Annotated in this window: 10 protein-coding genes; 4 read left to right on the top strand and 6 right to left on the bottom strand. The window is 38.2% G+C overall.

Annotated elements, in window-relative coordinates; all coding sequences use genetic code 11:
• Window positions 1-20: 20 nt before the first annotated feature.
• The gene (locus tag ACFX5U_RS14445; RefSeq protein WP_400261146.1) at window positions 21-920 is read right to left on the bottom strand and encodes an AraC family transcriptional regulator; all 900 of its coding nucleotides are present in this window, start codon (window positions 918-920) and stop codon (window positions 21-23) included.
• A 210-nt stretch (window positions 921-1,130) separates the two neighbouring features.
• Here ACFX5U_RS14445 and ACFX5U_RS14440 point away from each other — a divergent pair, with 210 nt between their 5' ends.
• From ACFX5U_RS14440 to ACFX5U_RS14425, 4 genes are all read left to right on the top strand, one after another.
• A complete protein-coding gene (locus ACFX5U_RS14440) occupies window positions 1,131-1,889 on the top strand; it encodes a glucose 1-dehydrogenase (RefSeq protein WP_280566384.1) in 759 nt (252 codons plus the stop codon).
• A 51-nt stretch (window positions 1,890-1,940) separates the two neighbouring features.
• A complete protein-coding gene (locus ACFX5U_RS14435) occupies window positions 1,941-2,957 on the top strand; it encodes a zinc-binding alcohol dehydrogenase family protein (protein ID WP_400261145.1) in 1,017 nt (338 codons plus the stop codon).
• Window positions 2,958-3,096: 139 nt separating this feature from the next.
• A complete protein-coding gene (locus tag ACFX5U_RS14430) occupies window positions 3,097-3,867 on the top strand; it encodes an SDR family NAD(P)-dependent oxidoreductase (RefSeq protein ID WP_400261144.1) in 771 nt (256 codons plus the stop codon).
• A 134-nt stretch (window positions 3,868-4,001) separates the two neighbouring features.
• On the top strand, window positions 4,002-6,242 hold the full coding sequence (locus ACFX5U_RS14425; RefSeq protein WP_400261143.1) for an alpha-L-fucosidase: 2,241 nt from the start codon (window positions 4,002-4,004) through the stop codon (window positions 6,240-6,242).
• A 134-nt stretch (window positions 6,243-6,376) separates the two neighbouring features.
• Here ACFX5U_RS14425 and ACFX5U_RS14420 read toward each other — a convergent pair whose 3' ends face one another.
• The 5 genes from ACFX5U_RS14420 to ACFX5U_RS14400 all read right to left on the bottom strand — a co-directional run bounded on the left by ACFX5U_RS14420 (window position 6,377) and on the right by ACFX5U_RS14400 (window position 12,225).
• On the bottom strand, window positions 6,377-8,620 hold the full coding sequence (locus ACFX5U_RS14420; protein WP_400261142.1) for a glycosyl hydrolase family 95 catalytic domain-containing protein: 2,244 nt from the start codon (window positions 8,618-8,620) through the stop codon (window positions 6,377-6,379).
• Window positions 8,621-8,772: 152 nt separating this feature from the next.
• Window positions 8,773-9,225, bottom strand: a complete 453-nt coding sequence (locus ACFX5U_RS14415) for a helix-turn-helix domain-containing protein (protein ID WP_400261141.1) — start codon at window positions 9,223-9,225, stop codon at window positions 8,773-8,775.
• Window positions 9,226-9,412: 187 nt separating this feature from the next.
• A complete protein-coding gene (locus ACFX5U_RS14410; RefSeq protein WP_400261140.1) occupies window positions 9,413-9,643 on the bottom strand; it encodes a hypothetical protein in 231 nt (76 codons plus the stop codon).
• Between the two features lie 238 nt (window positions 9,644-9,881).
• Window positions 9,882-10,880 (bottom strand): metallophosphoesterase, encoded by a 999-nt coding sequence (locus ACFX5U_RS14405; RefSeq protein ID WP_280566398.1) that lies wholly within the window; start codon window positions 10,878-10,880, stop codon window positions 9,882-9,884.
• Between the two features lie 91 nt (window positions 10,881-10,971).
• Entirely contained in the window at window positions 10,972-12,225 is a 1,254-nt protein-coding gene (locus tag ACFX5U_RS14400) for an MFS transporter (protein WP_400261139.1), read from the bottom strand.
• Window position 12,226 lies beyond the last annotated feature (1 nt).

Raw genomic sequence — 12,226 nt, 5'->3', positions numbered from 1 at the left:
AAGTCAAGGGGCTTGAAATATTATAAGTCATTGCCTCGTATGGCTGATGACATATATTTGTTTCGATATTCCCGAGGGCTTAAACCCTTGGCTTTCTTGAAGAATTTATTAAAATTTGAAAGACTATTGAACCCACAGACATAGGCTAAATCGTTAACACGATAATCTACTTGCGTCAATAATTTGCAAGCATGTCCAATGCGAACCTCATTAACAAATTCAACAAAAGTTTTCTGCGTTCTGCTTTTAAAGTACCTACAAAAAGACTGCTTATTCATATAAATCATATCCGACACATCCTTCAGTGGGATCTCTTTAGCGAAATTATTGAAAATATGCTTTAAAATAATATCCATCCGATCGTTGTCCTTTAACTGATAGGTATTGGTATAGCCAGCCCCTGTTAGTACGTCGTACTCTTTGGTCTTACAGAGTATATGGAATATTTTTGTTAACAGTCCTAGTCGGATAAGTACGTCGACTTCTTCAGCCAGTTGGATCAAAAGTATTTTAATCTGTGATTTTGTATTTCCTCGAAATCGTATGCATCGTCTACTGCGTTGAAAAAAATCTGAAAGTTCTTTGACATCACCAAGCTGGGATAACATACTAATGACCTTCTCAGGATGAAAAAAGAGTGTGATGGATTTGGCCTGATTTTCATTTTCCGAGGTTACAAAATACTCTGCGCTGTTATGCCACACATGGGGGATGTTGGAGCCTACCAAAATTAGATCATCATGGCTGAAAGATTCAATACTATCGCCAATCATTCTTGTGCCATTACTTTCCACGACATAGTTTAATTGACATTCTTCATGAAAATGAAATAGGGTTGAAAAATAAGGTGAATTGACAATTTTGGTGTCATATACTTCATTTTCTTTACCTTCTAATATTTTAGCTGGAACTGGTTTCATATTTTTCGATAAAATATATCATAAAAGCGATGCTCTATAGCTGATATATCAAGGGTTGGTTTGTAATTATGCTAATATAGCGCATATATTGGGGAATTGTGAATTGGTATTTAATTTTTTAAGCCGCTACCTTAGTGTTGAAATTAATCGAGATTGAAATTAGTAATAGAGATATTTTTAAAAATTAAGATTTTAAAATAGATAAAAATTATGTTGACAGTATTTTCATTAACAGGTAAGACAGCCTTGATAACAGGCGGCGGAACAGGCATCGGCCTGGGGATAGCAAAAGCGATGGTAGAGGCAGGTGCGAGGGTTATTATTGTTGGGCGTAGAGAAGAAACGCTCCAGCAAGCACAAAAAGAGTTAGGTGGCGATGTCCATTACTTTGTGTTTGATCTGGCCAAGACCGAGGAAATGCCTGCGTTTATAGACCATGTAGAGTCTGCTGTGGGATCGATCGATATTTTGGTTAACAATGCAGGTATCCACTTAAAAAAATATGCGCTGGATACCACTGATGCTGAGTTTGAGAAAATAATACAGACTAACGTGGTTAGTGTATTTAGCCTAAGCAGGACGTGTGCAGCTAAGATGGTTGAGAGAAAAAACGGGGTCATATTATTTATAGGTTCCATGACCGGTATTTTTGGTATGGATCGCGTATCGGCTTATGGTACTTCCAAATCTGCGCTGACAGGATTGATGCAAAATCTGGTTACCGAATTTTCAATACATAACGTACGGGTCAATACCTTGGTTCCGGGATGGATAGAAAGTCCGATGTTTTTTAAAGCAATCGGCGATGATCCTCAACGTAAGGAGAAAATCGTCAATCGGATTGCAATGGAGGGATTTGGGAAACCTGAGGATGTAGGCCATGCTGCGGTCTTTCTTTCGTCGCCAGCAGCACGCTATATCACAGGTGTTTTATTACCTATCGATGGGGGTGCCGCAGTTAATTTCTAATGTAAGCTTCGAGTTTATCGTATTCAATATTAACATTTTTTAAAGAGAAATATGAAAGCAATTATATTGCGTGAGCCAGGTAGGTTTGAAGTTATTACAAAGGAAAACCCATCCAATATTGAACCCGATGAAGTACTCTTGAAAATAAAGAGAGTATCGATATGTGGGACTGATCTGCATGCTTATAAGGGTAGGCAACCCTTTTTTACCTATCCTCGTATTTTGGGGCACGAAGTATCGGCAGAGATTGTTGCTTTAGGAAGTGAAGTTACAGGATTAAAAGTAGGAGACCAGTGTACGGTGGAACCCTATCGTAATCTTGTCGTTGATCAGGCTGTACGTAAGGGCAAAACAAATTGTGGAAGTACTTTAACGGTATTAGGAGTTCATGAAGATGGTGCTATGCAGGAGTATATCACTTATAAGGCTTCAAATGTACATCTTACGGATGGTCTTAATGATGACCAGATTTCATTGGTAGAACCACTAGCGGTTTCGGCACATGCCGTAGATCGAGCTCAAATACAACATGATGATACGGTATTAGTAATCGGTGCTGGTCCTATCGGATTAGGGGTTGCTGCTATGGCACGCTTGGTTGGAGTGAAAGTTATTGTACTTGATTTGCTGAATGCCAGATTAGATTTTGTAAGGCAAAAATTTCCTGAAATAGAAACCATCTTATTATCCGATACCATGGAAGTGGATATCAGAAAGGCTTTTGACGGTGAGTTGCCGACCATCATATTTGATGCTACAGGTAATAAGGAATCGATGGAAAAATCGTTTAATCTAATTGCTCAGGGTGGGACAATCGTTTTTGTTGGACTGTTTGTCGGAACAGTTACTTTTGACGACCCTAATTTTCATCGAAAAGAAATTACGTTAAAAGCGAGTCGGTCTGCACGAGCAGTAGATTTTAAGAAAGTAATCCATTTATTACAAGCAGGGCTTATCGATACCGAGGGGTACATTACGCATCGGATTCCATTTGACCATCTCATTGAAAATTTTGATAAATTATATCTTCCGGAGGAAAATTTAATTAAAGCTGTAATCGATTTTTAAGATAATAATAAGAGTATATGAAGAAGGAGAAACTGGATTGGTCGTGCAACAGTTCGAACGATCAGCAGATGATCCCGATTTTGTTATTTCGGATCTTTAGGGAATACACCTTACAGGATTTTGAGCTTAAAATATTTTAATGGAAGAATTGAAGGATAAAGTAATCTTGATAACCGGTGGTACAGCTGGTATAGGATTGGCCTGTACAAAGGCATATGTTGCCGCAGGTGCATATGTTGCAGTGATTGGCTTGGAAGAAGATAGTGTCACGGAAACCATGAAACTAATAGGTGATGATCATCTCGGCATTTGCTGTGATGTGTCTAAGAGTAAAGATGTGCAGGAATGTATGGAAAAAGTCATCGTTCGTTTTGGGAGATTAGATGCCATTCATAACAATGCAGGAATTGGCTCGCCGTCAAAACCTTTGCATACGACAACTGATGAGGAGTGGGATCTTTTGATGAATGTGAATATCAAAAGTATCTTGTTGACGACACGTTATGGGTACCCGCATCTGAAAGCTTCAAAAGGTAGTATTGTACATACGGGTAGTTTGGTCGGGGAAATTGGACAGGAGAATCACGCCGCATATTCGGCCACCAAAGGAGCGGTCAGTGCGCTGACCAAATCCATGGCTTTGGACTATGCTAAGGACAGCATAAGGGTAAATGCTGTACTTCCCGCGGCGGTGATGACACCTATGCTCAATACATGGGCAAATGAGCAAGCTGAGCCGGATAAGGTATTTGATTTTTTGAAAGATATCCATGCGTTGGGCTATTGTCCGCAAGGTGATGTGATTGCCGATGCTTGTGTATTTCTTCTTTCGGATAAAGCTCGATTTATAACTGGCGTCAACTTACCAGTGAGTGGTGGTGCGGAACTAGGGTATAGAAAAAATGTATAGGGGGAGAAAGAGGCTTAGAATAATTTAATTTAGATGTTGTTTTTTAAAGTCGTGCAAAGTATCTTGCGCATTGAATAATATTCTATGCCATTATTCAAAATCTAAATAACAATGTTAATCAAATTAATAGAATTATGAATAAATCTATCCTATTGACATCTATATTAGGACTTGCTTCTATATATGGTCATGCGCAAGTGAATAGTAAGAAAATGCCTGTTAAGAATACGTACGAAATAAAGAGTACAGATAGTCCCGAAGATATATTAAGAAAAGCCGTCCATGTTGTGCCTACGGCAAATCAATATCAGGCTTTGAAAAACGAATTTATAGCTTTTATCCATATTGGGCCCAATACATTTACCAAATTGGAATGGGGGAATGGTATGGAGGATCCTAAAATTTTTGACCTTAAAAACCTAGATACGGATCAATGGTGTGAGGCAATGAAGGCCGCGGGGATGAAAAAAGTAATCATCACGGTGAAGCATCACGATGGCTTTGTGCTTTGGCAGAGTAGATATACGAATCACGGAATTATGTCTACCGGATTTAGAGATGGAAAAGGTGATATCTTGAAAGACTTAACAGCTTCCTGTAAAAAGTATGGCTTAAAACTGGGGGTCTATCTGTCACCTGCAGATCTTTTCCAGATTGAAAGTGCCGATGGACTCTATGGTAATCTAAGTGAATATACGCAACGTACTATTCCTCGAGAAGTAGCTGGAAGACCATTTAAAAATAAAACAAAATTCAATTTTAAAGTAGACGATTATAACGAATATTTTTTAAATCAGCTGTTTGAATTGCTGACGGAATACGGTCCGGTACATGAAGTATGGTTTGATGGTGCACATCCGAAGACAAAAGGTGGACAAAAATACAATTATGATGCTTGGCGCGAGCTGATTAGAAAGTTGGCCCCAGAAGCTGTAATCTTTGGTAAGGAAGATATCAGGTGGTGCGGGAATGAGTCTGGAGGAACGAGAAGTACAGAATGGAATGTGATTCCATATCAAGATAATCCAGCTGATTTAGTGAGTTTTCCAGATTTGACTTTAGCGGATTTGGGAAGTCGCGAGCAGATTCTAAAAGCGAAATATCTGCATTACCAACAGGCTGAAACGAATACTTCGATTAGAGAAGGATGGTTCTATAGAGATGATACGCATCAGAAAGTGAGAAGTACAGATGATGTTTTTGATATTTATGAACGATCTGTTGGAGGTAATTCTACTTTTCTGTTGAATATTCCGCCAAATAGGGACGGGAAATTTTCACCTGAGGATGTTAAGGTACTCCATGAAGTAGGAAACCGTATTAAGGAAACTTATGGCCAAAATCTATTGCGAGGGGCAAAAGGAAGCAAAGAAACATTGGATGACAACCTCGAGTCGTTTAGTATGCTATCGGATAAAAATTCGGAACTGATTTACACAACTCCACAACCGGTTAAAATAAATCGTTTTGTTATTCAAGAAGCAGTAAGCACGCATGGCGAACGTGTTGAAAAGCATGCACTAGATGCCTGGATTGATGGTCAGTGGAAAGAAATAGCGCATGCTACTAATATCGGTTTTAAACGTATTCTACGTTTTCCTGAAGTGACATCAAATAAATTCCGTATTCGAGTATTGGAGAGTCGGGCAACTCCAGTGATTGGTAATGTTTCCGCGCATTATGCGCCGGGAAGGCCTCCACAACTTACTTTTACGCGTGATGTAGCGGGTATGGTTGCCATTGTTCCTTTGAAAAGTGAATTTGGATGGAAACCCCATGGAGAGGATATCCTGAAAAATTTAAATACCAACTTTCAAATACACTACACATTGGATGGTAGTCAACCTACAGCACAATCAGCTATATATTCGCAACCAATCGCTGTAAAAGGCGGACAAGTAAAAGCTGTAGCAATAAGTGCTGATAAATTGGTAGGTGCACTTGCTGAAGAAACAATGGGTATTGCGAAAAAACAATGGAAAATTTTAGATTTTAGTAGCGAAGTGGCTAATCATAGCGCGAGTATGGCTTTTGATGCTGATTCAAAAACCTATTGGCAATCAGAGGATAACGGAGCAGCTCAACATATTTCAATTGATCTTGGGCAGCAGTATAAATTAACGGCATTTAGTTACACACCACAAAATGAGCACGGTAAAGGGATGATGGCGAAAGGTGTGGTGAAAATAAGTAATGATGGAAAGAATTGGGATGAAGTGGAACGATTTGAATTTGGAAATCTCATTAATGATCCAACGAAGCGTACGCATCGATTTGCAAAACAGATGATTGCACGTTATATCCGTGTTGAGTCTACAGAAATAACTGGTGGTGGAAATCTGCTTACGATTGCTGAATTGGATTTTGTAGAATAATTGGATAGGGTTAATCTCCTATGCTAGGGTTAATATAAGTATTTGCCAGAATTGTCAACTACTTATGATTGAAATAAAGTTTTTTACGAATACAGCGCCTGTTACAATTTTAGTATCAGGCGCTGTTTGTTTAACTACATCTGTTGTAGCACTATTTTTTCTCCTATCTTTAATGAGATGCTGTATATGTCACCTTCTTTGCTGATCGTTTTATTAGTTGTTGATTTTAATGGTTGCTCATAGCGCAATCTTAAAGTGCCGGTTTGTTCTGCTTTTATGATTACCTTATCTAATTGACCATTTGTTTTGCTGGCACTAATTAAAAAGCCACCTTCAGCCCTTAGCTCAGTAAAGGAAATGTTTGTCCATGATGCAGGAATTGCGGGAAATAGCTCTACATACCCCTGCTTGCTCTGCAACAATAATTCATGAACACCTTGTGCAAAAGCAAAGTTCCCTTCTAATGTAAATGGTCGGTAAGTAAAGCCTGAATACTGTCCACCTTTTTGATCTCCGTTAACATGAAAGGAGTTGGTCGAACAGAAGTTGCTTGCAAATTTTTGAAGATTCAGAACTGCCTGGTCTGCTTCCTTAGCTCGAGCATGAAGACAGGCCATCCAGCTGAAGGAATAACCGACCCAGGCACGTGTGCCAAGTTTCTCTAAATGACGCATAGATTTTTTGATCTGATCTTGGTCTTCTGCTTTGTTGATGTCCAAAAGCCCAAGTGGGTAAATGGCCATATAGGGTGACATATGACGATGGGAATGTTCCATAGGTACGTCTGTGGCTACTAATAGCCCTGTTTCATTATTTGCATAGTTGGGTAACTCTGAACCTGTGGTGCTCCATGCTTTGGCTTCGGCTACCAGTCCACTTGCCTCACTTACTTCTGCTGCAGCTTCAAATAAGAAGTGTGCTAGCGCTAAATCAAAATTGGTCCAATCTTTAAACCATGCGTTTCTACTGTTATCATTGTATTCGGGACTGGAACTTAACGGTAAGTAACGTTTTCCATTTCTGATTTCTGTGATGTTGCGGAGGTACGTGGCCGATTCAATGATGTAAGGTAATGCTCTTTCTTTGAGAAATTTTTTATCCATACTGTACTTCCATTGCCAATAAAAGTGCTGCGCAGTCCACGCACTTACAGTTGGGGATAATGCATATTGGATCCATCCACCCATTGGGATACCACTCAAGGTGAGTACACCTGGTATATTAAGTCCTTCAACGCCAAAATACTGCTTTGTGTAAGCTAGATTAGCGGGTCTGATTTTCCATAACCAATCGGTAAAAGTTTCGGCTTCAGCCAGGCGGTTTCCTGTATAAGCGGGCCAATAGCTGAGTTGGGTATTCAAGTCGTTGTGGAAATCGCCTTTCCATGGTGGCAACCCACCATTATCTGCTGTCCAAACGGCTTGAAGGGTGATGGCTGGTGCTCCTTTGCGTGCCGCAGCTCCGAGTTTGTACATTTCAAGATAATATTGTCTTTGTAGTAGGGCATCTGGTAGATTGATTGCGGATTGTTTCCAGTAGGTATCCCACCACGATTGATGGCTTGAAGTTAGCTTACTGGATGTCCTAGCATGCATCTCTTTGCTTAAGCTGGCTTTTTCATTATTGGAAACCGTCCACATGCCTATAAGCTTATTTGGAGAAATTTCTTTCCATTCCAACAGTACTTCATAAAATCGATTTTCATAAGTGGGTTGATGAATGAGCTGACTGTGTGTCGATGAGGTTAATCTTCCTTGGGTATATCCGAGACGTGAAAGATCTTGTCCATCGACTACAGATACTTCTTTATCCTTATCTGATGTTAGGACATATTGATGTGGTAGCAACTGTGGTAGTGCATTTTTTACATTTTCACCAGTAATCTCAAAGTAGCCAACTGGTTTGTTGGCATGAATGAAGCAGGTGAATGTGGTACCATTGTCAAAACGGATGGTGTTGGTTGCGGTCTTGATATCAAGTACATTGGATACGACTTTACCTAATGAAGCAAGATTAAAGGACATTGCTGCAGCAGGTAGTTTAGTCGGATAAGGGTAATCCCCATAAGGATTATCGCCCCACTTTTGTACCTCCTCATACTGTCCTGTATGAAGTTTTTGCTGTACCCATTTAAAGTCATGTTGCTCGAGTTGAAATGCTTTACGTTCATCCCAGAGATCTGCACGGTCTAAAGAAAGTCTCAATGTATTATCCTTTTGCCAGATCAATGCGCCAAGTATTCCATTACCCAATGGGATGGCTTCGTCCCAACGTGTCGCAAGATGATCATACTGGAGATTATGTTGATCTGATGGTTGGGCATATAGTGGGCAGCTAAGAGTCGCCGCCAATAGAAACGTTAAAAAGTATGATTTCATTTTAGTCTGAAGGTTTTGAGCCAAAAATAGTGAAATTAATACTTCTTCGTATGATGTTTATTACCTACTATTGATCCAAAATTAACAATTTGAAAAATTAGTAGAGAATTATTGCCCGTTTATTCTCTCAGAGAATATTGACGGAAATGTCATTACTTTATAAAGTTATTTTTGTAATCACTTGGAGTGCATCCTTTTATTTTTTTAAAAATCTTATTGAAATTTGATAGGCTATTATATCCACAATCGTAAGCGATATTTCCAATTTGATTTTTCTCGTCATTGATGAGCTTACATGCCTGACTAATGCGTACTTCATTGACAAACTGAATAAAAGTTTTTTGGGTCCGCGTTTTAAAATATCTACAAAAAGCATGTTTGGTCATATTGGATATTTTAGATACCTCTTCTAAGTTGATATCCTTCGAGAAATTTTCGAATACATGTCGAAATATCTTGTCAATTTTATCATTGTCTTTTACAATGTATGTATTTGTGTAACCTGCACTGGATAAAAAGGTATAGTCATTGTTTGTTGCATTTACTATTTTTTGAAAGAGTTCAAGCAATAGAATGGTTTTGGGGATTCCTTCACTATGAACCATCTTATACAGGATATTTTTAATTTCCGTTTTGACGTTACCATGGAATAATAAACCTCTTTGTGATATGGAAATGATGTGCTCAAGTTTGGATGTGTTAAAAAAGTGAGACAGCGCATTTACTAGTCTGTCAGGGTTGAAGTATAGAGCCAATGAAGCAGCAGTTTGGTTTATATTTAATTCTTGATGATCATTGTGCCATACATGTGGTAGGTCGGAAACCAATAAAGGTTAGCTCATCACACATAAATGTATCTAAGTTATCTCCAATCATTCGGCGTCCATTACTTTTGACAATATAGGTTATTTGACATTCTTTATGAAAATGGAACTCTGTTGAAAAGTAGGGTCTATTGATTTCGCGTGTGACAAAAACGTCACTTCCCATTCCTTCTAAAACTTTCGCAAAAACTGGTTTCATGAATATTGGTTACTTTTTAACGGTTGTTGATTGTAATAAGCTAATATAAGATTAGTTGAATGGAGTAACAAACTATTTTATAATGCTTATATAGTATTGTTACTACGGCCTCTACCATAAAATCTTTATGATAGGTCATGTCGGATGAACCCTGTTTGGGATGTATTCGGATTGAAAATTATTAAGATATTAATATTCTGCGCTACTAGGCATTTATTCGTAACCTAGTAGCGCAGCATTAATATGTTAATTTTCTTGAATCGATTTGGGAGGTAATCGGATATACATCTTTGTATATATCGATTCCAGTATCTGCTAGTGGAATTCCGGCCATTTTGGTTTTTGTACCTTCGATAATGATATTCTTCTTATGGTCTAGTTTGATCATAGCCCATATTGGATCTTCATAAACGAGTGTATAGCGGAGTATACCGTGCTTTTTATAGAATTCATCGGAGAAAGCGGTGCTTTTGAAATCTTCTCCTGCCCAATAGTATGATGAACTGTTTATCTGTACATAATGGATACCATTTATTTCATTATGATAGTTCATATGATGATGTCCGGTCAAGACCAGCACAATTTTGTTGAAACCTGCTTCTTTATTGACTTGTTCAAATAAGTAGCGCACTTCCATACCATTTTCTAAACCTCCTAATGTATTTTCAAGTCCTTGATGACAAAAGATAACGGTGCGTAACGCAGTGTTCTGCAAATCTTTCTTTAACCAATCAAGTTGCTTTTTAGTAATCGATCGGGGATAGCCTTCAATTTTTGTAGTTTCACTTTTTTCGTTACCATCTAAGACGATAAAATGGAATCCATTCTTGTCAAAGGAGTAATAGGGGTTCGTTGCTCCCCAAAAGGATAATGCCTGTTGTTTTGAAAATCCACCATCGGTATCGTGATTACCAAGGACATAGTGTTTATCTCCTGTGAATTTGTTCCAAACATCCATTAATGGTTTATTCTGAGGCTTTGGAACACAGAAGTCTCCTAATTGAATAATGAAATCTGGTTGTTCTTTATTCATGGTATCAATGAATAATTGCGCTCTTCTGTCACTGTCATGCATGAGGTCGTAGTGGAGGTCTGAGATGACGCCAAATTTGATATCTCGTGTCCTATTGCTGTCAGCATTACTTGCAGCTGATGTCGGTAGTCCTATAGCCTGATTTACAAAAAGAGAGGAGATACCTAGTCCCCCAATTTTTAAGAACGATTTTCTATTTATCATAATTTGTTATAACTAAATGGGTTTAATAAAAGTTTGAAATTTGCTGAGTAACGACATTCTTCTTAATCTATCAAAGATAATTAACGGTATTTTAATCATATATTATTTGATTGATGTCAGGTTTTACAAAGGATATAATAATTGCACACAGTGCACAAATGACAGCTACAGCAAGAAAGATGTTTGATGTATCACCGGTATAATCAATGATTTTTCCGAAAATAGGTTCTCCGATAGCGGCAAAGACATATGCAAACATATTCATCACACCTATACCTGTGCCTACTAATTTTGTGCCCAATAAATCTGGGCTCAATGTCCAAAAATTGGCTTGTGGACCATATACAAAAAAACCTGAAGTAAACATGAGAAATGCTGCTAAAATATGATGCGGTGTGGGAATAAAATAAATCAATAAAGCTATGGCGCAACTACAGACCATACCCGTTCGAATAGATTTACTTCTGTTTTTTTCGAATAGTAAATCTGAAATATAACCAAACGAAATCGCACCGACTGCCATACCGATTGGAATGAATAAGGTAAGCCATAAATTACCTGAAGATTCTTTATAATTATTACCCAAAAAGTGAATTGGAACCCAAAAGATAAGACCATATCTTGCCATGCTCTGAAATCCAATTGCAAATGATGCTATGATAAATTTTTTGTTCCCAAATACTTGTTTATAAGCATCTTTCCATCCTAAATCTTGAGTCTTGGAATCGGATTTATTGTCCGAAGTTATTGTAAAACCTTTTAAGGATGGGTGGCTGCGGGCAATAATTAAAAACAGAATGAGTGCAAAGCCAAGAAAAAGTATAGGAAATCTAAACAACGTGCGCCAACTTTGCTCTTGCTGTACGAGTTGCAAAGCCATAAAAAAAGTGAGCACGGAGGAACTACCTGCTGCCATGGTATAAAAGCCAAATGCTTTGCCTCGTTCGCTACTATCCCACCAGTTTGAAATTAATTTGCTGCCTGATCCCCAAGCCATAGATTGGAAATAACCATTCAAGGTCCATAAGATTAATATCATTCCATAGGAATTGGAATAACTGATAGATAGATTACAGATAATTGAAAGAAAACCACCTGTCAAAATCATGATTTTTGGACTAAACCTATCCGCTAGGTTTCCATTGATTAATTGTCCTATAGCATATCCCATCAACATCGAAAAGCTAATCCAACCAATCTGTTGGTAGCTAATACTCAATTCTTCTGTCATACCCTTTGCTGCCCAACCAAAATTATGTCTTCCTGTATAGAAAAATAAATAACAGAACATGGTGATAAATAGCATCTTCCATTGTTCCTTTCTGAAATTTTGTTGAATCTGCATC

The sequence above is a fragment of the Sphingobacterium sp. SG20118 genome, assembly GCF_044740685.1.
Classification (GTDB): Bacteria; Bacteroidota; Bacteroidia; order Sphingobacteriales; family Sphingobacteriaceae; genus Sphingobacterium.
This window is presented reverse-complemented; position numbering and strand designations above follow the sequence as displayed.

Coding starts and splice junctions, on each gene's coding strand:
- ACFX5U_RS14445 (WP_400261146.1), bottom strand. CDS start 920: ATGAAACCAGTTCCAGCTAAAATATTAGAAGGTAAAGAAAATGAAGTA.
- ACFX5U_RS14440 (WP_280566384.1), top strand. CDS start 1,131: ATGTTGACAGTATTTTCATTAACAGGTAAGACAGCCTTGATAACAGGC.
- ACFX5U_RS14435 (WP_400261145.1), top strand. CDS start 1,941: ATGAAAGCAATTATATTGCGTGAGCCAGGTAGGTTTGAAGTTATTACA.
- ACFX5U_RS14430 (WP_400261144.1), top strand. CDS start 3,097: ATGGAAGAATTGAAGGATAAAGTAATCTTGATAACCGGTGGTACAGCT.
- ACFX5U_RS14425 (WP_400261143.1), top strand. CDS start 4,002: ATGAATAAATCTATCCTATTGACATCTATATTAGGACTTGCTTCTATA.
- ACFX5U_RS14420 (WP_400261142.1), bottom strand. CDS start 8,620: ATGAAATCATACTTTTTAACGTTTCTATTGGCGGCGACTCTTAGCTGC.
- ACFX5U_RS14415 (WP_400261141.1), bottom strand. CDS start 9,225: ATGGTTCATAGTGAAGGAATCCCCAAAACCATTCTATTGCTTGAACTC.
- ACFX5U_RS14410 (WP_400261140.1), bottom strand. CDS start 9,643: ATGAAACCAGTTTTTGCGAAAGTTTTAGAAGGAATGGGAAGTGACGTT.
- ACFX5U_RS14405 (WP_280566398.1), bottom strand. CDS start 10,880: ATGATAAATAGAAAATCGTTCTTAAAAATTGGGGGACTAGGTATCTCC.
- ACFX5U_RS14400 (WP_400261139.1), bottom strand. CDS start 12,225: ATGCAGATTCAACAAAATTTCAGAAAGGAACAATGGAAGATGCTATTT.